This window comes from Psychrobacter sp. 72-O-c (genome assembly GCF_904846605.1).
In the GTDB taxonomy this organism is placed as follows: Bacteria; Pseudomonadota; Gammaproteobacteria; order Pseudomonadales; family Moraxellaceae; genus Psychrobacter.
Map to the genome: position 1 here is coordinate 19,901 of NZ_CAJHBI010000012.1, position 24,843 is coordinate 44,743.

Annotated in this window: 40 protein-coding genes; 4 read left to right on the plus strand and 36 right to left on the minus strand. The window is 45.1% G+C overall.

What is annotated here, in order from left to right:
- Window positions 1–7 precede the first annotated feature (7 nt).
- From JMX97_RS05880 to JMX97_RS05905, 6 genes are all read right to left on the minus strand, one after another.
- Window positions 8–454 carry a hypothetical protein gene (locus tag JMX97_RS05880; RefSeq protein ID WP_201556258.1) on the minus strand — a complete coding sequence of 149 codons (447 nt, stop codon included), beginning with the start codon at window positions 452–454 and terminating at the stop codon, window positions 8–10.
- A gap of 14 nt (window positions 455–468) precedes the next feature.
- Complete coding sequence (locus tag JMX97_RS05885; RefSeq protein ID WP_201556259.1) at window positions 469–693, minus strand: ogr/Delta-like zinc finger family protein; 225 nt, start codon at window positions 691–693, stop codon at window positions 469–471.
- A gap of 75 nt (window positions 694–768) precedes the next feature.
- Entirely contained in the window at window positions 769–1,407 is a 639-nt protein-coding gene (locus JMX97_RS05890; RefSeq protein WP_201556260.1) for a hypothetical protein, read from the minus strand.
- A gap of 45 nt (window positions 1,408–1,452) precedes the next feature.
- On the minus strand, window positions 1,453–2,082 hold the full coding sequence (locus JMX97_RS05895) for a hypothetical protein (protein WP_201556261.1): 630 nt from the start codon (window positions 2,080–2,082) through the stop codon (window positions 1,453–1,455).
- 27 nt (window positions 2,083–2,109) lie between these two features.
- Complete coding sequence (locus JMX97_RS05900) at window positions 2,110–2,379, minus strand: hypothetical protein (protein WP_201556262.1); 270 nt, start codon at window positions 2,377–2,379, stop codon at window positions 2,110–2,112.
- Complete coding sequence (locus tag JMX97_RS05905; RefSeq protein WP_201556263.1) at window positions 2,369–2,584, minus strand: hypothetical protein; 216 nt, start codon at window positions 2,582–2,584, stop codon at window positions 2,369–2,371. Before JMX97_RS05905 ends, JMX97_RS05900 begins: the two co-directional genes overlap by 11 nt.
- A 108-nt stretch (window positions 2,585–2,692) precedes the next feature.
- On the opposite strand from JMX97_RS05905, the gene JMX97_RS05910 reads away from it, so the two are divergent.
- Both JMX97_RS05910 and JMX97_RS05915 read left to right on the plus strand, forming a co-directional pair.
- Window positions 2,693–3,034, plus strand: a complete 342-nt coding sequence (locus JMX97_RS05910) for a helix-turn-helix domain-containing protein (protein WP_201556264.1) — start codon at window positions 2,693–2,695, stop codon at window positions 3,032–3,034.
- A 3-nt stretch (window positions 3,035–3,037) separates the two neighbouring features.
- Window positions 3,038–3,298, plus strand: a complete 261-nt coding sequence (locus JMX97_RS05915; protein ID WP_201556265.1) for a hypothetical protein — start codon at window positions 3,038–3,040, stop codon at window positions 3,296–3,298.
- Between the two features lie 13 nt (window positions 3,299–3,311).
- Here the strand turns inward: JMX97_RS05915 and JMX97_RS05920 are convergent, their stop codons facing one another.
- Window positions 3,312–3,524 carry a hypothetical protein gene (locus JMX97_RS05920; RefSeq protein ID WP_201556266.1) on the minus strand — a complete coding sequence of 71 codons (213 nt, stop codon included), beginning with the start codon at window positions 3,522–3,524 and terminating at the stop codon, window positions 3,312–3,314.
- A 184-nt stretch (window positions 3,525–3,708) separates the two neighbouring features.
- Here JMX97_RS05920 and JMX97_RS05925 point away from each other — a divergent pair, with 184 nt between their 5' ends.
- Entirely contained in the window at window positions 3,709–4,278 is a 570-nt protein-coding gene (locus JMX97_RS05925; protein WP_201556267.1) for a hypothetical protein, read from the plus strand.
- Between the two features lie 14 nt (window positions 4,279–4,292).
- Window positions 4,293–4,415 carry a hypothetical protein gene (locus JMX97_RS13875; protein WP_265089438.1) on the plus strand — a complete coding sequence of 41 codons (123 nt, stop codon included), beginning with the start codon at window positions 4,293–4,295 and terminating at the stop codon, window positions 4,413–4,415.
- A gap of 166 nt (window positions 4,416–4,581) precedes the next feature.
- Here the strand turns inward: JMX97_RS13875 and JMX97_RS05930 are convergent, their stop codons facing one another.
- From JMX97_RS05930 to JMX97_RS06070, 29 genes are all read right to left on the minus strand, one after another.
- The gene (locus JMX97_RS05930; protein WP_227671465.1) at window positions 4,582–5,574 is read right to left on the minus strand and encodes a contractile injection system protein, VgrG/Pvc8 family; all 993 of its coding nucleotides are present in this window, start codon (window positions 5,572–5,574) and stop codon (window positions 4,582–4,584) included.
- Window positions 5,571–6,011: a phage tail protein gene (locus JMX97_RS05935; protein WP_201556268.1), complete on the minus strand. Its 441-nt coding sequence runs from the start codon at window positions 6,009–6,011 to the stop codon at window positions 5,571–5,573. The genes JMX97_RS05930 and JMX97_RS05935 overlap by 4 nt, the downstream gene beginning before the upstream one ends.
- On the minus strand, window positions 6,011–8,746 hold the full coding sequence (locus JMX97_RS05940; protein ID WP_201556269.1) for a phage tail tape measure protein: 2,736 nt from the start codon (window positions 8,744–8,746) through the stop codon (window positions 6,011–6,013). The genes JMX97_RS05935 and JMX97_RS05940 overlap by 1 nt, the downstream gene beginning before the upstream one ends.
- Before the next feature lie 31 nt (window positions 8,747–8,777).
- The gene (locus JMX97_RS05945; RefSeq protein WP_201556270.1) at window positions 8,778–9,272 is read right to left on the minus strand and encodes a hypothetical protein; all 495 of its coding nucleotides are present in this window, start codon (window positions 9,270–9,272) and stop codon (window positions 8,778–8,780) included.
- A gap of 13 nt (window positions 9,273–9,285) precedes the next feature.
- Window positions 9,286–9,402 (minus strand): GpE family phage tail protein, encoded by a 117-nt coding sequence (locus JMX97_RS05950; RefSeq protein ID WP_201556295.1) that lies wholly within the window; start codon window positions 9,400–9,402, stop codon window positions 9,286–9,288.
- Window positions 9,403–9,410: 8 nt separating this feature from the next.
- Entirely contained in the window at window positions 9,411–9,941 is a 531-nt protein-coding gene (locus tag JMX97_RS13770) for a phage tail assembly protein (RefSeq protein WP_227671466.1), read from the minus strand.
- Window positions 9,942–10,141: 200 nt separating this feature from the next.
- Entirely contained in the window at window positions 10,142–10,657 is a 516-nt protein-coding gene (locus tag JMX97_RS05960) for a phage major tail tube protein (protein WP_201556271.1), read from the minus strand.
- A 28-nt stretch (window positions 10,658–10,685) separates the two neighbouring features.
- Window positions 10,686–11,285, minus strand: a complete 600-nt coding sequence (locus JMX97_RS05965; protein WP_201556272.1) for a phage tail sheath C-terminal domain-containing protein — start codon at window positions 11,283–11,285, stop codon at window positions 10,686–10,688.
- Window positions 11,282–12,304, minus strand: coding sequence for an RNA-directed DNA polymerase (locus JMX97_RS05970; protein ID WP_201556273.1), 1,023 nt, complete (start codon window positions 12,302–12,304; stop codon window positions 11,282–11,284). The genes JMX97_RS05965 and JMX97_RS05970 overlap by 4 nt, the downstream gene beginning before the upstream one ends.
- 277 nt (window positions 12,305–12,581) lie before the next feature.
- Window positions 12,582–12,965 carry a four helix bundle protein gene (locus JMX97_RS05975; RefSeq protein WP_201556274.1) on the minus strand — a complete coding sequence of 128 codons (384 nt, stop codon included), beginning with the start codon at window positions 12,963–12,965 and terminating at the stop codon, window positions 12,582–12,584.
- 25 nt (window positions 12,966–12,990) lie between these two features.
- Entirely contained in the window at window positions 12,991–14,322 is a 1,332-nt protein-coding gene (locus JMX97_RS05980) for a hypothetical protein (RefSeq protein WP_201556275.1), read from the minus strand.
- Complete coding sequence (locus JMX97_RS05985; protein WP_201556276.1) at window positions 14,298–14,855, minus strand: hypothetical protein; 558 nt, start codon at window positions 14,853–14,855, stop codon at window positions 14,298–14,300. The genes JMX97_RS05980 and JMX97_RS05985 overlap by 25 nt, the downstream gene beginning before the upstream one ends.
- Window positions 14,856–14,882: 27 nt before the next feature.
- Window positions 14,883–15,863, minus strand: coding sequence for a phage tail protein (locus tag JMX97_RS05990; protein ID WP_201556277.1), 981 nt, complete (start codon window positions 15,861–15,863; stop codon window positions 14,883–14,885).
- Window positions 15,864–15,918: 55 nt separating this feature from the next.
- Window positions 15,919–16,413: a hypothetical protein gene (locus JMX97_RS05995; protein WP_201556278.1), complete on the minus strand. Its 495-nt coding sequence runs from the start codon at window positions 16,411–16,413 to the stop codon at window positions 15,919–15,921.
- Between the two features lie 10 nt (window positions 16,414–16,423).
- Complete coding sequence (locus JMX97_RS06000) at window positions 16,424–16,963, minus strand: phage tail protein I (protein WP_201556279.1); 540 nt, start codon at window positions 16,961–16,963, stop codon at window positions 16,424–16,426.
- Window positions 16,956–17,900, minus strand: a complete 945-nt coding sequence (locus JMX97_RS06005; protein WP_201556280.1) for a baseplate J/gp47 family protein — start codon at window positions 17,898–17,900, stop codon at window positions 16,956–16,958. The genes JMX97_RS06000 and JMX97_RS06005 overlap by 8 nt, the downstream gene beginning before the upstream one ends.
- Window positions 17,897–18,268, minus strand: a complete 372-nt coding sequence (locus tag JMX97_RS06010; RefSeq protein ID WP_227671467.1) for a GPW/gp25 family protein — start codon at window positions 18,266–18,268, stop codon at window positions 17,897–17,899. Before JMX97_RS06010 ends, JMX97_RS06005 begins: the two co-directional genes overlap by 4 nt.
- On the minus strand, window positions 18,265–18,825 hold the full coding sequence (locus tag JMX97_RS06015; protein ID WP_201556281.1) for a phage baseplate assembly protein V: 561 nt from the start codon (window positions 18,823–18,825) through the stop codon (window positions 18,265–18,267). Before JMX97_RS06015 ends, JMX97_RS06010 begins: the two co-directional genes overlap by 4 nt.
- Window positions 18,826–18,943: 118 nt before the next feature.
- Window positions 18,944–19,123 (minus strand): hypothetical protein, encoded by a 180-nt coding sequence (locus tag JMX97_RS06020; RefSeq protein WP_201556282.1) that lies wholly within the window; start codon window positions 19,121–19,123, stop codon window positions 18,944–18,946.
- Between the two features lie 8 nt (window positions 19,124–19,131).
- Window positions 19,132–19,572 carry a phage virion morphogenesis protein gene (locus JMX97_RS06025; RefSeq protein WP_201556283.1) on the minus strand — a complete coding sequence of 147 codons (441 nt, stop codon included), beginning with the start codon at window positions 19,570–19,572 and terminating at the stop codon, window positions 19,132–19,134.
- Window positions 19,569–19,976, minus strand: a complete 408-nt coding sequence (locus JMX97_RS06030) for a phage tail protein (protein WP_201556284.1) — start codon at window positions 19,974–19,976, stop codon at window positions 19,569–19,571. Before JMX97_RS06030 ends, JMX97_RS06025 begins: the two co-directional genes overlap by 4 nt.
- On the minus strand, window positions 19,973–20,563 hold the full coding sequence (locus JMX97_RS06035; protein ID WP_227671468.1) for an N-acetylmuramidase family protein: 591 nt from the start codon (window positions 20,561–20,563) through the stop codon (window positions 19,973–19,975). The genes JMX97_RS06030 and JMX97_RS06035 overlap by 4 nt, the downstream gene beginning before the upstream one ends.
- Before the next feature lies 1 nt (window position 20,564).
- Window positions 20,565–20,894 carry a hypothetical protein gene (locus JMX97_RS06040; protein ID WP_201556286.1) on the minus strand — a complete coding sequence of 110 codons (330 nt, stop codon included), beginning with the start codon at window positions 20,892–20,894 and terminating at the stop codon, window positions 20,565–20,567.
- The gene (locus JMX97_RS06045; protein ID WP_201556287.1) at window positions 20,891–21,355 is read right to left on the minus strand and encodes a hypothetical protein; all 465 of its coding nucleotides are present in this window, start codon (window positions 21,353–21,355) and stop codon (window positions 20,891–20,893) included. The genes JMX97_RS06040 and JMX97_RS06045 overlap by 4 nt, the downstream gene beginning before the upstream one ends.
- Before the next feature lies 1 nt (window position 21,356).
- A complete protein-coding gene (locus JMX97_RS06050; RefSeq protein ID WP_201556288.1) occupies window positions 21,357–21,581 on the minus strand; it encodes a tail protein X in 225 nt (74 codons plus the stop codon).
- Window positions 21,578–22,018: a head completion/stabilization protein gene (locus JMX97_RS06055; RefSeq protein ID WP_201556289.1), complete on the minus strand. Its 441-nt coding sequence runs from the start codon at window positions 22,016–22,018 to the stop codon at window positions 21,578–21,580. The genes JMX97_RS06050 and JMX97_RS06055 overlap by 4 nt, the downstream gene beginning before the upstream one ends.
- A 110-nt stretch (window positions 22,019–22,128) precedes the next feature.
- Entirely contained in the window at window positions 22,129–22,881 is a 753-nt protein-coding gene (gene gpM / locus JMX97_RS06060; RefSeq protein ID WP_201556290.1) for a phage terminase small subunit, read from the minus strand.
- 4 nt (window positions 22,882–22,885) lie between these two features.
- Window positions 22,886–23,887 (minus strand): P2 family phage major capsid protein, encoded by a 1,002-nt coding sequence (locus JMX97_RS06065; RefSeq protein ID WP_201556291.1) that lies wholly within the window; start codon window positions 23,885–23,887, stop codon window positions 22,886–22,888.
- A gap of 58 nt (window positions 23,888–23,945) precedes the next feature.
- Complete coding sequence (locus JMX97_RS06070) at window positions 23,946–24,833, minus strand: GPO family capsid scaffolding protein (protein ID WP_201556292.1); 888 nt, start codon at window positions 24,831–24,833, stop codon at window positions 23,946–23,948.
- Between the last annotated feature and the right edge of the window lie 10 nt (window positions 24,834–24,843).

Consider the following 24,843-nt stretch of genomic DNA (forward strand, 5'->3'; position numbering starts at 1 on the left):
CTGCTCCTTATCTACGGTCTATAAAGTTTTTGCTATGCTCATAGCGACCCCAAAGGTCTTGCATAACTTTAGTGCCATTGGCTATGTAGTTATGGACATCTTTGTCTGGGCTAGTAAGGGTTTGATAGGCCAATACATCCATGCAGGCTCTCCAATTATCAAAGCTAAGGTTGCGCATGCTGACCAGATCGAATTGCCAAGCATATCTATTGAATATATTGAGTAGCATAGTGGCTGCTACATAACCTCCGCCGCAGTCCTTTAATGCTAGCTCTACTACCTTTGGTAGCGCTGCTATCATCTTTTGACGGGCTTGATAGCGATAATCTTCTATCACCATCTGATCTGCTAGCCATTCATTCAGCTGGTACTGGGTTAAATTACTAGGAGCCATGTTGAGCAAGTTGTTACGAATCTGCTCTCGCTGTGCTTGATTGGGAACTGAATTAGACATCGTGTTGTCCTTATTTATCTGGTTAATGCTGCCGCAATATCAGGATTGGGGCATAAGCTGGGTTGTAGTTGCTGGGTGATTTCTATACCTACTCTTGCTGAGAATAAGCAGTCTGGATTTTGGCAAGCGGCTACGAGCTGTTTGGTCAATGCGCTAAACATGACGTGGCCATAAGTGCGCATTCTCCCTGCACAGTGAGGGCAGTTTATATATGCGGTTGGTGAAGTAGGGCTTGCCATAGAGACTCCAGATGATTATTTGATAGGGTGAGTGGTCATCGTGGCGACTCTTTTCAGGTGAGTTATCGTTATGGCTTATAAGCCAGTGAGTAAATCTTTATCTTCTGCTCTGGTAATCCCTAAACAGGCATCTATCTGCTGAGATACGACATGCTTTTGCTGCTTGTCATTCAGCCCTTTATAAATATCGGTAAGGAGCTTGAGCTGCTTGGTGTTATTGAACAAACTAGACTTGATGGCAATGCCGTGGGTTTCGTAGTCATGCAGTGCCTGTGCCCATTCTGTTTGTAGGCTTAGTAGATAATCCGCAGAATCAATATTACCGTTTGCCCTTATTCTCGATGTGTTCACTCGAGCTAAATACATGTGCACACGGTCTAAACGCATACATAAAATGTCCAAAAATTGCGAGTTATCAGCTATTTCTGTATCAGTTGCGCCCATATTGGTGCCTGAAAGCGAAGCTTCGCTGGTCTTAAGACCCCCCAAATTATCGATTTTTGGGGTAATTAAGCGAATAACACCATATAAAATCTTGTTATCTTCAACTTCAAAGTTTCTTTTCACATTGCGCCAGTCGATACCAATAGCATCAGTGATTGACTTAGCGGGTACATATTCAATATCGCCAAACTTATATACCAGTAAGTTTAAGTTGTGAAAATTGATAATCTTATTAAGAACCGCTAATGGATATTCATCTACATGTGACATCGTGGTATTTCCTTTTAGGTTGGGGTTGGGTTATAACAAAGTGATCTAATCAATCGGTGGTAGTAGTAGACCGACGCGCTTATAAAAGGCTTGGTAGTGTTCGCCATTTCTGCGCGTCTTGAATAGAGGGACTAGGACGCGCTGCTCATCGCCGTTTTGGTCGGTATAGGTCTTTTCTGCGAAGCGACTGACATCGATGTCTTGATAATAAGCGGGCAGCTCTACGCCATATGTATCGCATAACCCCATGGGTGTGCATCTATTTCTTTGCTCCTCTGAGATCCTGCGCATATAGAAATGGCGCACCGTGCATTCGTTCTTACTGTTGCCTCTATTTTGTACAACGATGCAGGGTTCTGTCCTATTTACAATGGGCGCGGCTATCTGGTCTGAGTCACTAAGCATCTGCTCAAAGTCACTGCATGCCTTGTCAAAGTCAATATCCGACTCGTCAAAGTCAGATAGCTGTGTACAGACGCCGCTGAGTGTCTGCTGTATATCGGCAAACGCCTGCTGTAATTCTCGGCGGTTGATGGTGATGGTGTTCCCTTGAGCCGCTTGGGTGAGCTGCGCCATCATGGCGGTATGGACTTGGAGCTTGCTTAGGGTGGCTAGGATTGGGTTAAGTGGTAACATCGTGGTGGTTCCTTTCAGGTTAGGGTTAAGGTGTGACATCGTGGTGTTTCCTTTTCATAAAGTCGCTTAGCTTGGGGTTGAGTCAATCACGGTATATTTACCGCTTGGGAACAGTAGTTTTACCGTTGCTATGGCATGACTGCTTGGTTTAAAGTTCTTACTATCGTGCTTGATGATGATCTGGTCTGAATGCGCTAATAAGAACTGTCTGATGGCGGTTGCCTCCTGACTTATCCCTGCTAAGCGCATGGCGAACTCAAAGCGCTCATGCTCTGGGTCATTCATGTAGCTGTATAGACGACGATCGCGGACGTTGTCCCAGTTTTTATGCGTCATCGCTGATCTCCTTATCGCTACTCGTAGTGTCAGTAGGCGCTGATAAGGAGGCAAACAGCTGCATAAACTCACTATCGTGCTGCTGATAGAAGTCAATGATCTCTGCCATTAACTCCTGCTGCTGCTTGCCTGTGTGCATGGCCTTATACTGGATGTACCTGCGCTTAGATTCAGGTAAGCGTGTGGCAAACATGACTTGTGACATCGTGGATACTCCATAATTGAGTTTTGTGGTAAAGTGCTAACTGTCTTACGAGCTAACAATTGCATTATTACATAACCGAAAGGTCATGTAAATAGATTAAGTGACTATATGGTTATTTTAAGTGATGATATTAAACCTCAGATATCTAGGCGTTTAGCTTTAGAGCGTGAACGGCTTGGTCTAGAACAGACTGAAATAAGGGATGCTTTAGATATTGCCCTTGCGACAATTTCTAGATATGAGAATGCCAAACGGTTACCTGACCTCGGCATAGCCAAACAGTTATCTGATTTAGGTTATGACATGTCTTATGTAATTTCGGGCAGACGGCTAGGTGAGTCTGCTAGCGATCTGACTGATGATGAGATGCAGTGGTTAGAGCTATATCGAAATAGCCAGCGGCGTGCTGAACTGGTGAGACTGATAAAGACTTACGAGTCTATGGAGTAGGTTATGTTTGAGAGACAAAGACTGATAGAAAAAAAGGATGTTGGCACAGCGGACTCTTTAGAAGATGCGTGGTATGAAATGGCCTATGCTGTAGAAAGCTCATTGCATAACGCTGGTGCTAATAAACGGGACTATACTTTGATGGATTTATTCTCTCTAGCACAACCGTTTGTACTAGAGATGTGGAAAGATAATAATAAAAATATGGATTATGATAAGGCGTTTGAAAAAAAGAACAAATCACCCTCACTTAACCCTGAATAAACTGATGAACTTTTCACAAAGTTATTAGGCTTTCTGATGCCTCACCAGTGACTTGCGAAATATCTTTAAAGATGATCTCTAACTGCTCAAGTGATAGTGGCTCGGCATTGGGTGATAGCTCGCATAACTGACCGAGCATATGAGCGTAAGCGGCTACCCTCGCTAGTTCATCTGCCATGGCTTTGTTTCTGGTACTCATCTCAAAGGTTGTTGTATTATTAATCATACTAATTGCTTTCCTAAGTTGGTTAGTTTGATTAACTTTTGTTCTGTTCTTATTATGAAGTTCAAGGCATGGCGATGAAGCGGGTGGCTCTTAAGCGTATCGCTATAGACAATTAATATAAATAATAGTGATGATGATAATTGATATTTGCTAGACTGGTGTTTTGTTTTTTGAGGATAAATAGATGTTTAGAATATTTGCTTTATCAATAATGATCTCGGCTATCGCTGGATGTAGTCAGCCAGAGCCAGAAGTTATAGACATGGATGAGATGGCGGCTGAAGCAGGACTTGCGCCTGAAGATTACACGGTGCATGAGAATGGAGCGATGGAGATTAAGTCGAAGCTGGGTGCAGCTCCAAAAGTAGAGGACGTCATCGCTGCTTTTAAAGATGAAGGTCTGCCTCTCGGTGAAATCATTATACAAACCGCTGAAACTGATCCTAATGAGAGATTGGGAAGACCTGGAGAGTATGTTGGAAGCGCTCAATTTGAAGATACAAGAGTTGAGCAGCCAGAACCAATGTCAGAGCTTGAATTTGACGAGCCTGATCTGCCAGTTGGGGGAGTGATTGAGGTATTTGAAAGCAATAAAGACTTACAGACACGAAAACAGTATCTTGAGCAGGTTTATGAGGCAATGCCTTTAGTTAAACAATATATGTATGCTAGTGAACTCGGTTTGCTGCGTCTTGAATTCTCCTTGACTCCAGATCAGGCAAAGGAATACGAAACTGTATTTATGTCTTTATAAAACAGGCTACTAATATGAATATAGAATCTGATAGATGGATGATACTTTGGCTTGAGCATTTCTTTGAGCATGCCCAGCCAGTTACTCAACTGCCAGCGGGGTGGTGTGTGTATTGTGAGCCAGTAGATTGGGATTAATTAACAGTAAAGAAAAGCCCTACTAAATAGCAGGGCTTTTCTTTAACTTAAATTAGGGTGCTTGGGGCTGAATCCGCACCACGATAATACGGCCGCCTTATTCGTATCTACAGTACTATAGATCTTATTTAGAGCGCTCCCAAGCAAGTATTATTATAGCATAGTGTTACTTTAGTGGTGCTAATAAATCAAGTTGAGATGTTAATCCGCCTGATTTGCTATAAGTATGTACTGCCTTATCTACCGTCCATTTTAAGGCGTCGACTTCCGCCTTATATCCTTGCAACTCAATCGGGCTTTCAGTAGTAATAGCAGGGTAGGCGTAGGCTGTGGCAATACTAAACTTAGCTTGTTGATCCTTAATACGTTTTGACTCCGCATTAGCAGCGGCATTAGCGGCCTTTTCACTCTTATACGTGCCTTTAAGTTTTTTTGTTTTACTCTTGGTGCCAGTCGTATCGACTGTCTTGCGCTTGGCGTCGTCCTTGTCCTGATAGCTTGCCGATACATTGTCATAGTCGGCCTGCCTGTCCTCAACGCTATATCTAAACTGGTCGCCTGTCTGCCTTGTAATGACTGTTAAATCTAACGCGTGGCCACTCGCACTGACATTAGCATTAGCGGTAAATATAAGCAGCTTGCCATGCTTAATGTTTACCACTGCGCCGTACTGGTGGCATAGTCGCGTCAGTAGATTAATATCGGACTCATCTGTCTGGTCAATGTGGCCGACATCGATAGTGACCAGCTCTGGCTTGATAGACAACGCTAATTGTTGACGCTTAGCGACTGTATTTGCAATCTCGCCTAGCGTCTTATTGTGATAAGACTCGCTGTGTCCTGACTTAAGTGATGATTTAAAGTCAGCAGACTTGGCCCTGATACTGATAGTATCGGGCGACCCTGACCACTCGCTACTGTCTACGACATACGTGCCCATATCATGAATACCGGCATCCGTATAACCCATCCAACATTGTAGTATCACGCCACGTTTGGGTAGCTCCAATGCGCCATCGTGATCGTCTAATGTCAATGATAACTCGTCGGCGTCCATGTTCTTATTATCAGTGATAGACAGCGTCATAAGACGTGCCATGACTTGATCGTTTAATGGCTGGTCATCAGCGGTGAGCTGAAGTACAGGTGTGCGTATCATCGCTGGACCCCTTCTGGCTGGTATTCAGCAGCGACAACTTTGTCGGCTTGGACACGGTCATCATCGACACGGGTTAACTTCATCATACCGTCAATCTTACGTGCCACGCCTCTATTCGTGATATGACTGCGGGTCTCGTCTATAGCCGTAATGACAAAGACACCATACAGATAACCGCTACCATCGAGCAGCACATAACCGCTACCACTGTCTGCCATCTCTGACAAATCATCGATGGACTGACGGTCGCCAAAGCCGTGTGATTGATAGATAAGAAAAGGGATAGTGATTGTCTCTTCTCCCACTCCGGTGAACTGATGTTGATCGCGGCCTTGTGCAATACTATTGCTCCCATACGACCATGAGCGGCTACGTTGTAGCTCGCTAAAAGTCATAGTGTCCACACTAAAGATAAATTGTCCGAGGGCTAAAAGCATTACCATTGCTCCGCTAAGTCATACATGGCTGTGTTGTTGTTACTTTGGCTGCGCTGCTGCTTGGCTAAAGTGGCGGCTACTAGGTCAGCAATCTGCTGCTCTGACTGATTTGGCTGGGCATTGATAGTAAAGTTATAGTTGATTGTCGCTGGTTGACCTTGACCACCAGCGCCATTCATTGCTGATGCGCTGATCGGCTTGCGATTGTCAAAGCGGATCTCGCTGGTGTCCATGGCATCGCGTAAGCTGTTGCTCGTCTGTAGCATGGCATTGACTGGGCTATTATTACTCAGTATGCCGTTCGTAATTCCATCTGGAATATAGCCACCATATTTAGTAAATACTTTGCTAGGGCTGTTGCTATTAATACCTTTGACGCCTGTAAAGGCAGACTTGACACGATTAGCTACATTAAGAATAGCATCCACGACAGCTTGCGCTTTACCGATAATACCATTTTTTAAGCCATCCATAATATCACCGCCCATAGCTGACATACGAGCAGGCAGACCTGCTAGGAAGGCCATCATACGTGATGGTATACCTGCCACGTAATTAACAGCTATGCCACCATACACCATGACCATACCTGCAAATGTACCGATCGCTGTACCAATAGTGGTAAAGCCTAATGCTAGTGCGCCGACTAGTCCAGCAACCACTTGAGCAATTAGACTGACAATCGTACCCAATATATAGCCAAACTGACTGCCATTGGCTGTAGCCGTAGCCAGTTGCGCATCAGTGGCTTGAAATGGTGCGATGAGTGAAGCTAGGGCTGTGCCAAGCCAAGCAATACCTGTAATGATTATATCCAATACAGGACGTAACGGCTCAAATGTACTTGATAACATAGAGCCTAGACTATCGAATGTCGCTTGAAGCGGTGCTATGCCTGTTAGGAAACCATCCCACATTCCTGTAAAGAATGCTTTGATTGGTTGCCAGTACTTCATAATAAGCAAGGCGCCCACAGCAATAGCAAGTATTGCCCAACCAATAGGCGATGTCAGCAATGCTACTGATAGCTGCCCTATTGCTCCAATCAGAAATGGCAGAGATTGTCGTGCTAAAAACCAAAAGGTTCTAGCAAATAATTTGCTAAACCATAATAAAGCCTTGCCCATCAGTCTGAACTTGCCCCAAAATGATATTCCAAGCTTGGCTAGTATGGCGTTGAATATCATTATCGTTGCACCAAATTTAATAAAACTTGCGGCCATACTAAAGAATGTACCAAACATTAATGCTGCACCGTATTTAACTGCCCAGATTGCAGCATTGATCTTAATAAACTTTACTACCAAGGAGGCTATGGTTTTGACCAGTTCAGGGTTCTCTTTTACCCATTTGCTAATCCTATCTACTAAGTCAGTAATATTAGTTACTAAGGCCTTAATTTCTGGCGTAAATACTTCTACGACTGTTACCATAGCTGATGTAAACGTGCCTTTAGCAGCATCCCATAAATTAGCAAGTGTCCCTAATTGTGCGTTGACTCTTTGTTGAAGACTTGCTTGGACTGCCATCTGCTTAACAGTTTGATCGTAACCTGCTTGGCCTTTATTGATAAGAATATTTAATGCAGTTAAGTTCTCTTTATCTGTTCCATACAGCGTTTCAATCACTTTGGTACGCTGTTGCGAGTTGAGTGTTGATAGTTTATCCATTTGTTTATAGAAGTTCTCTATACCGCCAAACTCACCTTTACCATCAGTAAAGTCCATTGATATATCGATGCCATAATCTTTTTTTAGACTGTCTAGCTTATCACCGACATCCAAACTTAGTGAGCGTGAAAAAATCTTACTCATAGCATTACCTGCTGACCCACCTTCAGTCATACCGGAATTGCCTAGCATAGTTAAGAATGGTGATAGGGCTTTGATACCTTTAGCGCCTTCCATTCGTAATACTTTCATACCAGGGGAGAGTCCGACAAAGGCCTGTTTAATCCACTCTGGATCTAAGCCGGTATGATGAATACGCTGAACAATATCCATGAACTCCATCATGTCTTTGGACGCTACGTTGGTCGCATCTGATAATTGAGCAACGAACTTTGCCGAATCACCAAACTCCATCTTCATGATGATGCCGATTTGCCCAGCTGCTTCGCCAACGCCGTCCAGTATTCGCTCTGCTGATATGTTTTCTTTAATCAGTACGTCAAACATATTTTGAAAGTCAGAAATGGACCCTGGTAACTTTTTGCCCATATTACCAGCAAGCTCAGTCAGCTCATCAAAACCATCGGCAATCTTACCCGTAGAGTCCATCATAGAAACTTTTAGATTAGTCGTCGCTGCCTCAGCATCCATAAAGGCTTTAATGGGTATGGACGCTAATGCTGCTATACCGCCTACAACTAAAGCATTGTTTACGACTTGCTGTCGCATCTGTCTGCGCGTATCCGCGAAACCACGAGCCAAACTATCAGTCTTACGCTGTACAGCGGTTACGCCCTTTAAGACTAAAGCAAAGTCGCCTACCAACCCTCTTGCGTGCTGTCGAGCCGTTGTCAATAAACTGTTAGTACGGCCAAGCGGCTGATTAACTTTATTTAGTCCTGTGCGATCAACCTGCGCGAGACTGTCATTGAAAGCATCGACAGTACGTGTAGCCCGCTCGAACGACTTCGACATTTTGTCTGATCTATCGATAATGCCCCGTAATGGCCCACTAATATCATCAATGAGCTTGAGTGTTGCCGATAGATCTAAGTTGCCTGCCATGTTATCCGCCTAATTAATTATCCGCTATTCGTTATTTTCGTTTTGCGATGCCTTGTAACATTCGGATGTCATTGACGTGCATATCAGCGACTCTTGCCAGGTCTGTAATTGAGCTGCTACAGTCTTTGAGTAGCTGTCCGCTGGTAGTGGCGTACTCAACTCTAAACTGGGCGTCGGTGGCGGCGTTGGCACTGAGTCGGTCGATAGTCTGTGACAGCCGCTCATTAGCAGCGACAGTATTAGCAGCGTCAATAGCATTAGATTTTTCACGCTTCTTGGCATCGTTAATAGCTGCAATGGTTTGGTCATAACTTTCTTTCTCCAGCTTACGCGCTCGTACTTCATAATTTGCACGCTCAGTAGTTAATGTCAGCGCGTGTTCAGTCTTTATATATTCAACTTCAGCGTTAGCCTGCTTGACTTGCAAAAACAAAATGATACAAGCAGCTATGACGATCAACAGCAATGCTAATAGTGCGCCGATAATTATTTCTCTCCAAAACTTGAGCGCTAAAAACATCTCCATAAAGCCCTACCTATTATTTATCTGACTCGCTACGTTTACGTGCCTTGTCATGCCAATCCATCAACTCATCCACATCCATGTCTTCGCAGTCTGACGGTCGCCAATGAAACACGACCGCTAGATCCGCAATGACATCATCTACGCAGTGAGGGACGCCTCGGCTTTGGCGCTCTCGGCCTCGGCTCGTGCCTTCTTGCGCTGATCCGCTGAAGCGAAAAAACCAACCACCGCTGTACTGATGCTGAGAAAGTCAGAAGGATCCAAGTTAGCGACTTCGTGTTCAGCGAGTGGTGGTGTGCTGACACGAGGGACTAGCTTGATAACGGTATCCACATCTAGCTTGAGCAAGTCAGATAGCGATAGGCCGCGTAGTGCACCGGTCTTAGGCTTGTTGATATTGACTTCGTTAATGGTTAGGTCACCGCGAACGATAGGGTTGTCAAATTTAACCGTTTCGATATCAGGATTGCTGGGCATTGGGGGTGGGGTAGACTTTGATTGTGGAGCTTCACTGCGAATTCGTGCCATTTCTATGGCTTCAATTTCTTCGTATGACAAATGAGGGTTGTCTTTTAAAGCTTTAGCAGCTTCAGGTGATAATGTTGCACTATTAAAAATTGGGGCTGCTTCACCTGTAGCTATGGCTTCTACTGCGTCTTTTTTGCTCATAATAATTGTCCTGGTATGTGTAATTTATTGGGTAACTTTTTAGGTAAAGAGGGTGTTAAAAATTTGGCCATGTTTGGATGATAGTGACTCTCTTTAAATATAAGGCACTACCTGCCGATCGTCGCCTTGGTTAAGTCATCACCTTACCAACTAGCTAATCGAAACCTGTTATCCAAACGCAGATGATTGGCCAATGCGGTTTATAAGCCTAACTGAGCGTTAATCTCACCGGTCATGTCTTTACCGGCGACGATAAAGATGCCATTGACGAAGTCGATCTCAAGCAAGGTAACGCCATCGTCTACAATCTTGAGATAAGTGACGCTGTATGTCAGTTCGTGCTCGTTGATACTGCCAAGCTCAAGCTCACCTAATGGTAGGTTGGTGACTGAGCCACGCATATACACATCGCGCACAACATGGGTGCAAGTGTCTTGACGCTCATACGCACCAATGTAGCGGATGGGCAGCGCGTCAACACCGCAATAAGCAAGCTGGGTAATATGACGGGCATCGACACCCGTGTAAGTCACCGTTGACTCCATGGCCTCAAAACCCATGTCCAACTTGATGTCGCCGATCATACCAGCGGCGCGATAGTCTTCTGTTTTCTTCACAATCTCTGGCAGTGTAATGGTCTTGGCTGTACCCGCGTAGCTGTCACCATCGACGCGGACGTTAAAGTTTTTTAGTACTGCAGGCAGTTGCTTAGCCATAATAGATGTCCTTTTAAGTTATTTAAGCTTAAGCGCCTTGTGCGATGAGCTTGCCAAAGTCGACTAGATAGCGGTCGGTAATGCGCTGATTGAGCTGGAGGTTTTCAAGCGTGGGCACTGGGGTGTAGTCATAATCAATGACCAGTAGGCCTTGGCTTAAATCTTGTTCATTGTTCTGCGCGTCGTTATACCAGCAGCTTGCACCGATAAGCCAGCCTTTGGCCACAGTAGCGCGTAGCTTGGCATTGATTGAGTCGATAATATCGCGCACCAGTACCGGCGTTAGCGGTTGATCAATGAAGGGGAAGCAGCCATTGATAATAGTGTCAAGTAGCCACTGCGCTGTAAGCGTGCCGGTCTCAAAGGCAAAGCGCGGATCTGCTGAGCAAGTACGGTTGCCCCAAAAGCGGAAGCCTTCGTGCTGAATCACCGAGGTGACATCATTCGCATTTAGGTAGCCGACTTCAGTGTTGGGGTCTTCCAAATCCCAAGTGCGTGGATGGACGATACCGCCCACGCCAGGGACAGGGACGTTAGAGATGGATTTGGTAAAGCTTGCAGGGTACTTTTCATCGATTAGGCAGCGCATTGCAAGTGCGGTGGCGATGATGGGTTTTAGTTGGGTCATAGATTGCTCCTTTTGGGGTGATGTCTCTGATGATACGTTTTTGGTAGCTGACGATATAAGTCAGGATTTTCTTGCGCTGCGTAATTTAGCAAATGCTGCAACGACCGCGTTTTTGACGCATGAGCTAAATGTGATATAAACGAGTCAAGCTTGTTATTTCTTACCGCCTTTCTTGACTTGTATAAACTATATTTTCTGATAAATCTAGCCGACCGCCATGTCCTGTAACCGCAGAAGTTAGCGCCTTTACGCGTGTTCGCAATCGTCGACCTTGATAGCGTTAGTTTCAACTCGTTATTCACAAAGTCTGTTATCTTCGCCCTGTAGTCCAGTGCTTCGTCGCGGGTCAAACCGAACAACAAAAAATCATCAACATATCGGCAATATCCAGCGCGTGGTTGTAATTCTCTTTTAACGTAATGATCTAAAGGGTTCATATAAATTAACGCGTACATCTGAGACAACAAATTGCCGATTGGTATACCAGTAGGCTCTTGGTACTCAGCAAACATCATCATTAAATTCACAAGCTTTTTATCTTTAATCTTTTTCTCAATTAAGCGTCTAAGCGTAGGGCGGTCAATGCTATAAAAGAACTTTTTAATATCCAGCTGTAATGTATATGTGCCTTGACCTGCTCGTCTAAGTGCTTGCTGTGTGTAGTCCGCCGCTTTATGTGTACCCAGTCCGACTCTGCACGCAAAAGACTGTTCGATAAATGTCTTTTCAAATACAGGCATAGCCTTAGCGTATACAGCGTGTTGAACCACGCAGTCTCTAAACGCTGGGGCATAGATATCCCTCTGTTTTGGTTCATAAATCGTAAACTTAAAATAAGGTCTTGGTTTATAAGTGCCCGTCATTAGCTGGTTGTTTAGTGCGGATAACTCAGTTGCCAATTTCTTTTCAAATTCAAAACAACCGCGTCTGCCGCTTTTGCTTTTCTTAGCGTCTAAAAACCCTTGGTACAAGGAGTCTTTTGAGACGGTAGATTCATATAGGTTGCCCACTCTTTTCATAAATATCCTTAAAAAAGATAACGTGCCTGACTTTCGATTTATCTACTAGAAATGCACGCTTATTCCGATTTCGCTTACAGCAGGAAAACGTCTCCCTTGGCACCAGACGACAACGTGTCGTTTGAGGTGATGCCGAGTCCGCCCGCACACCAACGTTGTTGTTGCTATTCGTACGAGAATTATTGAAGTTGATGTTCCACACGCCCGCAAGCGCGCTGTTATTCCAATTGCCACCCGCAAGCGGGCACATATTAAGACGCTTCCCTTTTTTACTTTGTTACTGCTTAACTGACTTTATCCAACCGCCAATAATCTGGCCGATTTCATCAATTCTCAGTGATATCGCTAGATACCTTTTTGTATTGAGTTTTTCAGTCGATGTTTTCTCGGTTTTTGGATGACCAAAATAGCCTAGCTCAAAAGCCAATCTAACCTGCATCCTTAGCTGTTCATGTCTAATATCTAAATTGGTCAAAGTCGTTTTCTTGTGATATCTCTTTTGCGCCTCTATGACATAATCGTACATCTCATAAGCTGTGTTTCTTATCCGCAGTGCCAAGCCATTTTTTTCATGACTTGGAAAGTGATTCAGATAGATATTCAACAACTTCATAGTCAGTACAAACTTACGATCAAGATTGGCTTCACTATCTACTGCCATTTCAAACTCCTTCGCTATCGCTCAGTTAAACACTATACAAGGCCGCCCGCACACCAACGCTGCTGCTGCTATCCGTACGAGAATCACTGAAGTTGATGTCCCACACGCCCGCACGCGCGCCGTAACCCCAATAGCCACCCGCACGCGGGCACATATCATCGACACGGTTGTTATAAAAACGGTCATGACCAAATAGATCTGTGCCGGTAGTAGCGTCAACACCGCCAGTTTGCGGAATGCCTGCACAAGATGCTTGCCACTCTTTTCCAGTCAGGGCACTGGAGAATACTTGCTGAGTATCGGAACCTATGTACATACCCTGACTAGTGCCGGTCAATGCGCCGATACTCGTGCCTAGCGACTCATAGTTTTGTGCGATACCAGTCGCACCCCATGCATCATTTGCTGCTGTCGCACCACTGGTAAGTGACGCCGCTTTAGCAGAGGTTTTGAGTGCATAAAAATTGCCTGACAACTGAGTTAGACCTAAGCATATCTCAAACATATTGCCGTTCAGATCAGCCACGCCTGACGCTTGCCCGTTATGCGTGGTTTTGGCAAATAGTGTTGCTGAACCAGTTTTTCCCGCTTTTAGATAACCAGTTGCAGTATAGTTAACCGTTGCATCATCAACATCACCAAGCGCGTCGTTGTTACAGCCTTTTGGGTAGTTTGCAATGCCTGTTGCGTCATACCATGCGCAATTATCAATGCTAGTCGCCGCTTGAGCGTGCGCCATACTGAGTAGTGATAATGCACGTTGGATAAAGATGGTGGTAACAAAGAAAGCACCGCCGCGCGTTTTAACAGCATCAATAGCACCGGCGTATGTGTTCTCCGGCACACCATCCAAGCCGCTAAATGGGGCGTTGGTCGATGCAGACGACAATGGGATGCCATTTTTAATTGAGCTTGCTGTTCCCGCGTTATTACTGGCTAAATACTTATCGACAAAGACGCCGTCTTTAAGCTTGCCGTCGTCATAAAAGGCACGATGTACCGCATAACCCGCTTCGTTAGCTGCTGCCACGTCTGCAAAGTCGTACTTAGACTTAACATCACAAGAGTTTAGACCATACTCAGCATAACGGGGGCTATCCGCTCCACCCCAGCGATAATAAAACATAGGAACCCAAACCATTACAGAGTTGTCTGAGTATTGGTAGTTACCGTAGTTTACATCTCCAACGGTACGTGTGCCTGTCATTTCACTCATGCCAAGCGGCAAGTTATCAGTAGTGCCGATACCGAATGTGGCTGCGCCTTGGATGCCGATATTATTAAGAGTACTGTTTACTACAGGTGGTGGTGTTATTGGCCCCGGTAACGGGGCTACGGCTTTCCCGGCACACCCCATTCATTATCAATAAGACACAATTCACGGTCGCCATAGGTATCGCGATAAGCCGTAATTAATTCTTTATCAGTGATTAGTGTGCCATCGATATTACGCGGTGAAGCGTAGACCATGCAGCGACGGCGCTTAGCGATAGATACCAATTTAAGCACCACTTCTGGCGTGTCAATCTCTGGTGCGCCCAGACGTTTAGGCGTCAAGCCAAAGCGCGATTGGCAGGTCAGTAGCACGTCCAGTATATTGACATCGAATGCGGCGTCGAATGAGGTGTCAACTCGCAAGATAACGACGGTAGGATTGTGAATATCACGGATGGTTTGTAGGCAGTCGCCCAATGTGCCTTCGATGCCTGCCTTGTCGATATTATCCTGAGTGATGCCCGTTAATAAGACCGGTGTATCGAGCGGATACATATCAGCGTCAGCGTCAGTACTGGTAACGACCAAGCCAATGACGCTGACATTGGCATTGCGCATGGGCAATATGCCTTGAACCAACTCTTGAGCGGTGATGCCGTGGTGAAATGTAGCCATAGTATTTTCCTTTGTTAAAAATTGAGGTTAAGCGGTGCGTAACCAATGGCCAACGACGCGTGATGGCTGAATATTGTTATGGGGCTGGTCGCCGCCACCTGACTCATCTATATAGTCAGGATAAGTTGAACCTGTCGTATCTACCGCCCTATCAGATTCTTGACTTGAGTCATGAGCTATTTGAGTCCGACTTGAAATTTTCAAATCATGAGCGTGACTAGCAGACTCAGCAAGGGTTAAGGTATGCTCATTCTCACCAAACTCATTACCTATGGTTTTGTAGTCTGCAGGGTCTGCTGACTTAGTAGATAACCCAACGAGCGTACGCCCCTCGGCAAAGCGTGCCCACGTACCATAACCATGATGTGTGGCAACGGCGTCGGCATTCGCATGATTAATAGTCGTGGTGTAGGTGTCGCCAACCTTGATAGATTTACGGTCTAGCAGTTCAGTCAGTTTTTCATTTAGCTGCTGTAGGGTGTTATCGGTTGAAGTCTTGGATGCGTATTGGTCGTGTGGATCAGTGTCCGCTAAATGACTGAGCGGCACAAAAGTAGTTCGCGCCCACGATTGAGTAGCAGTAACAACATTGGCATCAATAACTAAGTTGACGTCAGGATTATCGATACTAATGACTGCTTTGATGCGATAGTCCACAGCTGCAGTACTGCCAGCGACTGGCTTTTGCACCTCTGGTAATTGACCGACCCAAATTAAGTCGCCATCACCATCGATAAGTCCAAGCTCACGAATGAACCAACCACCTTGATTTTGCGGAACAATACAAGTGATTTCATATTGCCCCGATTGAGCAGTAGCAGCGACACTTTGCACTGCTGCTTGATAGCGCTTACTGACTAAGACTTGCTCACCCAAGCGCTGACTAAAGTCAACATTGATACCTTGGCCAACCGCAAATTCAGCAATGCGTAACGGCGGACTGCCAGCGTTGGCAGCTGCTGCGATTTTCTGTTGGCCAAGTGTGGTAAGTAAGAGCTGATAGGTCATTATTTAGCCTTTAATAAACAATTATTTTTTAAATATTAATATTATTTTTTATAGCCTAGGTCGTTCCACCCCCAGTTCCATAACCATCCTCTTTCTGAGGTATATCTTCTGTGCCACCACCATTTTCAGGTGCTGCGGGCATTACCAGACGATCGATGGCTGCGCCATCAAATACAATGACGTTGGCTAATTTTTTGACAGAGAATAACTCAGACTCATTAGCTGCGATGGCCAAAATGCGCTTGGGCGCGGTGGTGTAGTCCGCGACATGATCTGGCGTCTGTAAAGTATAGATATTTAGATTGGTTGCAACGTCACTGACGACTTCAATATGAACGGTGTCAAATCGCGTACGGAGTAGCGCTGGGTTAAATACGACGTCGATATCGGCACGAGCGACTGTGTCATTGATAATCAAAGCCAAGTGACTGGCGGTAGCAATACCATTGTCTTCAGGCATATCAAAATCAATGACGTATTTACCGGCAGTATTAACTTCTGGATTGATAACAGTTTTGGTAAGGCCTTGCGGCTGTGCATCATTTGGCATAGTAGTATTCCTAGTTATTGGTAGTATTGGTGATTGTGATTTCAACACCGACAGCTGGGACAGCATAGGCGGCGATAGTGGCAGTAACGGTCGTACCAAAATAGATGTCGTAATGGGCAGATAAGCGTTTAACCGCATCGACAACAGCACGGATCTGGCGAACTGAATCAGTGATAATGCCGTTGGCCGGATTAACCGAAATACTAAAAGTACCCGGCGTACCTTTTGGATTTTTTTCAAACCACTCGATGACGCTAGTGTCGTAATTCATAACCGCCAAAGCGCGTTTGACTGCCCCCAGCGTGCCTTTACGTTGATGCACTGCGATAGAGTTTTTTACAACGGCCCTCTGGGTCTCAACAGTCCAATTGTCATTCCACTCGTCAACGCTCCAAGCGAATGCCAAAAAAGGTAGATATTCGACAGGGCAGGTATCAGCGTTCCAAATCTGATTGAACGGCACCGCTATCGACTCAAGACGGGCAGTCAAAGTTGCAAGCTCACGCTCAATCGGACGGCTGTTAGACGGTAATAGTGATATATCAGTCATTGCTACTTACCGCCGTAATATTATGATCAGTACAGTGGGCAACCTCTGAGACAGCGACTAATACATCGCTGGCCGGATTGGTCAGTTCAATGCGGCTGACACCGGTTACGTCCAATGCACCGATAATTCGACTAGTAGCAATACGATTGCCAGGCTTAAATTCAGCGCGTAGATAACGGCGTAACTCTGCCATCGCCTGAGACAATATGAGCTGCGGACTAATACCAGACTTCACGTAAATAATTGCGTCAATACGATAGCTTTTAGCCGTTGCGCTGTGTACTCGCACCAAATCAGTGAGAGGACGCACATCATCAGCACTCAACGCTTGAGTGACATCATCAACGGCGGTCTGGTCAACGCCGACAGTCTTGGTGGCTTGGTCTAATACATCACCTTCAATCTGGCCAGACAAATACACATCGACTTCAGTGGGCGCTGGGCTATCGACTGTGGCATTAAACACTTTCGGACTGGCAGACAGCGCGTGAAACAAATAAGCGCCTGCGCTACCGGCTTTGGTTTCTGCTTCGACTGATAATGCCAAGCGGTCGCGATAAGCGGTGTCATCTTCATAAATAGCAGGGGTCGGTGGTACAGTCGTATTGTCAGCAACTTGCAAAATCTTACGCTGGACACGGTAATAAGTGACGCCAATATGATCCAAGTCTGAGGCATTGGCATAAGCGAGCATCAAGCTGCGTGCAGTGCGATTTACCTCACTAACTTTTAAGCTATAACGGTAGGCCAGTACTTCCAGTATTTTATTAATCGGCTCGGACTCTAATGCCAATGCCGTATGAATAGGGTGGTTGGGCGCGAACTTATCGGCAAATTCTGCTCGAATTGCAATCAGCTCCGCTTCAGGATTAATCGCTTGAATAAGGTTGGGTAGCGGTAAGCCTTGTAAATTAATAGCGGTAAATACACTGCTCATGTCGCGCCTCGCACTAATGATAATGATGTGGTTAACGTGGAGCTGTCCGACCGGCGCATTTCAATCAAGGTCTCCCAGCCACTATTGATACCGTCATTGATAATAGCCAAAGTCACTTTGCTAACTTTAACCCGTGGCTCCCAGCGGATAAGCGCAGTAGCCGTAGCGGCCATTAGTCTAAGACGAGTCGCATCATTGGCCGGGGCGTCAATCAAAAAGGGTAGTAAGCTGCCATATTCACGGCGCATCAATCGTGTGCCAAGTGGCGTGGTTAAGATGTCATGAATAGACTGGCGTAAATGCTCATCAGCATTCAAAAGCGCACCTGAGTTTCGAGACATGCCAGACGCGTGCATCAAATTACTCATTGAGGAGTGCCCGTACTTGACCCACCAGACTGCACGCCACTATGAGTATGTGTGGTCAAGTCAATACCAGCGGCGGTGACTTCAGTTGATGCGGTAATCGTCTTGCTACAATTAATAGCGCCATCGACTTGCAGGTCGCCTGTTAATACTGTGTTTGGCGTATCCAATACCATGCTGGTCGCCGCTTGGTTGGTAATTTGGCTGATATGCATCGTGAGCTGGCTGTTAGCCACATCAATACTGCAAAAGTCAGTGTCGTTATAGCGGATGCGGATCTCATTGGGGTCTGTACTCGGACTTGGATTGTGGTCACTGTATAAACTAATAACAGGGATAGCATTGGCAAGTTCACCGCTGGGTGACACGAGCAAGTACTGCTCACCAATACTTGGACAGCGCCATACACTCACTTGCCCAGCGGCTATCGATGGAATATTTATCCAATCGGTCTCATTGTCACCAACCGCCAAGCGCATCAAGGCACTGTCAGCATCAATATGCGTAACAGTGCCAATGGTGGCGATATTATGTAGGCGTCTTTGGGATTCTGCATTCATGCGTATAGTCTGCATGGACGTTGCTGACAGTGCATCTAATCGTTAACCGTAAAGCGGTTTTACGGTTAATAAAAAAGCCCGCACAAGGCGGGTTGAGGAAAGTGGTTGGCGTCAGTCATCAAAGCTTTTTAATAATATCTACCACAAAAAGCTCACCTTCGAAAAGCGTACCATGCTCAAACTCATCACCATCTGGCTCACTGTCACACCAGTCCGAAAAATCATTGAGTCTATCAACAGCGACATAGTAGTTATTGCCTTCGTTGTCTGTAGTAATTACCACGTTTTTGGCTATCATAATCAACCTCATTCATTCAATAAGAAGTCTTTAATCTCACTGATAATAAGTTTTTTATCATCATCTGACCAACCCACAGTTTCGCGGATAGGGTAGCGGGTGGCTTTGGAATCCTCGGAAGGCTTAATCGTCTTACCGTATTGATGGACGGCCATCACTTCAGCAGTACGTCCAGAAAAACCAACTTCAGCATGATTACTACTATAGGCAGTCTTAATCATTTTAGGTAAGCGCTTGAACATTGCACCCTGGCGAATGCTGCCAGCTTGATTTCTTTTACGAGGCGTAAACTTACGACCGTCAGGATCCTTTTGTGCTTTGATTCTACGCTTCATTTGCATGCGTAGTTTGGTTGATAGGCGTCGGTTGAGCTTTCGCTTTTGACCAGAGTCGAGTTGCTGGTCAATGCGGTCTAGCCAAGGCGCTAATTCGTCAAAGTTATCATTCATGGCACGGCCGAATCAGCGACATCTTGAGTCACCCAATCACCAAACGCATCCGACCATATTTTAGGGGGACATAGATTGTAATCACCGCTAACATTAATAACCAGCTTGTCCATCAAGCCAATATCAATAGTCATGTCATAAGTTTCAGCGTCAATGACTTCACAATCAAAATTCAGATCTGGTACCGGATAGCCTTTGGACTCAAACCATTTCCGAATATACGTCAATAAGCTAAACGGATCACCATCGCGGCAATCGATAAACAAAAAGCGAGCGACATAATTAATGTCACCGCTATTGGCTGGCAGCTCTCCATTTACCAAAAAAAGATGCGCCTTTTCAGGATTGATCTGAGACTCAAACTTGACGAGTAGATCATCTTTTAATTGCTGAAGGTATTTCATCTATGTCTAGCCTCAGCAGCTTCAAGTCTGCCATGATAATTAGACTTATAATAATTAGGACCGTTGTAGCCACGAGCGAAACCTTTCCAGTCACGGCGTTGTAATTCGTCAACTAATCCGAAATGCTCAATATACCGGCACATAGCTTCTAATTGCTTGGCTTCAGATTCATACATGTCATTAATAAAGTCCTGCAATGATGGATAACCAAGCTCTTTCCACCAATAACCCATGACTTGACCAACGCCCCAACTGCACGCTTCAAGAGCACTATCACGATGATATTTTGAAGCATCTGCCAGACGTGTTGTTTGCTCACTATAAAATCCATAACCACCGGCAACGGTAGGTCTTGACCAACAGAGATCAGGTCGCTCTTTCATAGCGCGGCGACGGGCCGTGTAATAGTAATGTTCACCTAACCGTTCATAAAAAACATGGCGCTCAAATAAAATGGTTGGCGTACCGTCTGCATTAAAACCATTATCTCGGCCTTCAACTTCATTTACGGCCTTTAGAGCAGATGGGCTTACCCCTAAATCTTTGGCGGCGGTGGCAATATCAGCATTACTTAAATTTTTGCTCACATCAATCTCCTCGTTTAAAAATATTCTGTAGCCGATCATTAAAATAACGGTCGCGGGTCTTTTTACCGTCTTTGCCAAGTAAATGCCATGACAAAAACATGGCAGCGACAAGTGCTAGGCAGCCAAACCGAATAAACATATAACGGGTCGGTAAGGCAGAACCGATAACGCTAGTATCGTATGCCAAATAAACAAAACAAACCAGCGCATAACAAGCCAAGACGCGAAACGCCCACCAGCCCACACTGTCGTAACAGCGCGTACGCATAAGCATCCAAGTCAGCATGAGCGCTGCGATTATCATAGATAATACGTTGAATATAACGATCATTTACTGCCTCCAAATAATCGGCCAATCAAATTCGTTAGAATTGCTTGAACGGGTTCAGATTGAACAACAGACACGACCAAGCGTAATAAGAAATAGCCGATACCAGCCCATAAAAAGCTAGCGAATAAGACAACATCATCACTACTGTCTATATAACCCATAATCTCAAGACTACCCCGGGTAAAAAACAAACCAGCCCCGAATCCAAGTAGGATATGGCCAATGCTAGTAGCGGACGGTGGAAACTTCTTATCTTCACCAAAAGCCAAAAAACTGCCTATTGCACCAATGATGGTAGCGAATAACATCGATGGGGTAATAAAAGGTAGGGCGGCATACATTGGGCTGTCAGCATTGGCGTTAGAGATGGTTAATAGCATCCAAATAACTAAGGCAGCCAGCCACCCAAGGGCGCAGCCGATACGTTCAAGCCATACTTTTTTGTTAAACGGATTTATCATTTTAATCCCATAATTTTATAGATGGCGCGGCAGCCGTAGCATTGTCATCAGGCAATACAATGACAGCACGATGGGGCAGCAGGGCAACCGGAGAATAATCGGGGTTGCTCTCAATGAGTTTGGGTAAAATATCTGTTGATCGACTGGCATAGACACGATGAGCAATAGCGTCGAGCGTGTCGTTTTGTACCGCTAGGATAGTGCGTTGATAATCTAGATTGCTCATATTAGCTTCACGCGATTTCGGCGACGGCCGGTTATATCTGCGATGCAATGACTAACGATGCGGCGGAGTCGATCTGACTTACTAAGCTGAGATTCACCACGAATAGCGCCCTGACTGGTCGTATCGTAGTCAATGTAATTATCGGCAATTAGTGCAGCGGCCTCATTCATGATGGCACGCTTATAAGTGCGATTAAAAACATCTGGCTTAGTACGACTAACAGACATATGACGCTGTAAAGTCAATAGACTAAAAAAGGTAGCAGGTAAGTCACCGTTGACCGTGTCATAAGCGTCACTGATATAACCAGCGATACGTTCAGCGCCAAGCGTCTTATCTATACGCATAAGCTGCACCATGTCATCAGTTCCGACAGATGGCAGATGCCCATAAGGGTTAGGGACGTTTTGCGCTTGGACTTGTTGATTGATCAACATGACAATACCTGCAAAATAAATGAAAAGCGGTAGTCACTTCGTTGGCGTTGCTATGATGCGATCAGCAAACAGCATTGACAAAGTAGTGAGCCGCTTCCCGGGTGGGGACGTTACTCTCCAGCTTTGAGGAGCTGGGCGAGGTCTTTTTTGCAGCCAACAGCGTTATCAAGCTTAATTGCAGTTTCATAAGCAGTGATAGCATCAGCAGGCTTAGCATCTTTTAAGCTGTCACCAAGGACACGATAAATCTTAGCGCGAACTTGGTCTGGCATATCTTGGTCAGTAGTATTGTTAACAGCACGTTGGATTAATTCCGCGTGAACACCTAAGTCTCCTTCGACGTTTTGCAACATCTCGTCACTTAGTTGCTCCACAAAAACAGTGGCCACATCACGCTTGAAGGGTTCAGGCATCACAAAATCGTTCAGCAAAGCATAGTCAGCAATACTGATAGCGACTTCGAATTCATGAGTGTCTAAACACCAAATCATTAGCTTAACCAGCATGTCATCTTGAGCGCCAACGCCTTCAGCGATAGTACCTTCAATCCAAGGGATATAGCTGGGCAATAGCTCAGCTTTCAGCTCTGTTTTATGGCTAATAGATTGAATGTTGGACAAGTTCTCAAAGTCATTCCAGAACTTTAAGGCGATACCGCCGATATTTCCGGGCGCGGCATCAGGGTCGGCATCAGCATTAGTATTGGACTGTGCATCAGAGACTGGTGTGGTCTGACTAACCATAGTATTGCCTTGACGACGACCTAGCACTTGTGCAGATAAGCGCGGGTCATTATTAGCAGCAGCCGCTTTTTTGGCTGCTTGCGTACGAACAAAGTGATCACGTAAAAAATTTGACTTCATAGAATTAACCCTCCATCACGATATTTTCAATCAATACCGTCTTGCTATAGTCTTCTACGACATAGCATTCATTGACTGATTGGTAATCGGTTGTACGATCCCATGCTGGCTCATCAATAAGATGACGGCGCATAGTGCCACGTTGCTGATAGATTGAAAGGTTGTCATGAGTGGTGATTAACAAGCCGTTCGGAACAAAGAAAGCAGGCGTATCGACTGGCAAACTACCCAATTGCTGACGTTGATACAGTGCCTTTGCAGCGGTCTGTTCAGTCGGTGAATGGTTTTGATTGAGCAGACCGACATATTTATCAGAGACCAGGTTGCGACTGGTGATTGCGGTCAAGCCATCTGCCTGACGATGCTGTTCAGAAATCATCTCGTTAATGGCCATCTCTACCAAAGCATCAAGATTCTTAAATTCTTGAGATGCGCCAATAGTAATACCATCAATGTGACGTTCTGAATTGTAGGCGCGGATTTTCTCAAGCCAACCAGTGTTTACGTCTTGCAGTAATGGATTTAAGTCACGATTGGAAGTCTTAGCGCGATGCGTACCATTGAAGCCGATACGTTGCTTGTCTTCAGAAACGATTTTGACCGCCATAGCAGCAAGCTTAGTCTGGAAATCTGGTAGATAGCCCCAGTTATCAATAATTTCGTATAGATAAGCAATATCAGAGTTGGTCTGGGTGCATAAGTACTCATCGATAGCTTCAAGAGCACCAATATTAGTAGGTCGACGGGGCTGAATACGAGTATCGGTAGTACTAGCAGCTGACTGATTGCCGCCAAGACCTAGCTTCTGACCGTGACCAGCTTTTACGCCTTGAATATTAATACGACCTAAAAAGTCCGTTGCCTGACGATAAACTTCAAGCAACTTTTGCTCGATAGAAGGAATGACATTAAATGCAGAAGTATGGTTGTTCGCATTGTTTAAACGAGCAACCTGCTGTTTGTACTGTTCTAACTGTATAGCTGTTTGGGGATCTAAGGTAAACATAAATATCCTTGATGATTAATAAGTCAACTGAGCACCAGCACCAGTAGATGAATGAGTATTAGTAAGCGGTTAGTTGAGCACCAGCGCCTGAAGATGGCGGGATATTAGTCAAATTGGTGGCAGGTTCTACTGACAGTTGAGTATTTAATGACTCAAGCTTGGTTTCTAATTCAGAGACCTGAGTAGTTAGCGACTCATTTACTTGAGCAACCTTGTCAGCTTTATCATTTAACTTTTCAAAGGATTGTAAGATTAAGTCTTGCTCTTGTGTGCTCATTCCTGATTTTTTGGAAGCAAACATAGCAGATAGTTTTTGCAAAAACCCATCAGCTTCAGGCTGAGTATTAAGCTCTTGCGTGGCTTCTGGCTGAACAACAGGTTGCTCAGTGGTAGTCGTGTCAGTACTAGCAGCTGGTGCTGGGACATTTTTAGTCATAAGGATAAGTTCCTGGTCAAAGTCAGTATGGAGTGCATCTGAATTTCGGCTGAATTTAAGGGGTTCGGTACCAAGGGAGGCAGGGGTGTCAGTGACAGCGAGTCCAACCAAGTAAGCGCGGTCAGTATCTGCAAATTTTGGATAAAATTCGATTGAAGGAAATATTTTTTCACCTTTCCCATTAGCTTCTATTAAGTCAGGTAGCGCCGATAATGTGGTATAAAGACACATTAACTGCACGTCTAGCCCATTCTTTGTAAAAGTCTCCATTCCATGAGAGACAGCAATGACATCACCTAATCCAGAAGATTTTCTTTCACTATTCAAACCAGACCAGTAGTCACTCATGTGCTCACAGTTAATGCGTGCTATGTATTCGACAGGATCGTAAGTCTCGGACATATCAATAATTTGCTGTTGGGATAAAGAACGGCCGTCAACAGTTTGTCCCTCACGGGCTACGCGAAAGCGCTTAACGACTCGTTTGCCGGGCAATACAGGATCAGCCATAATCAATCTC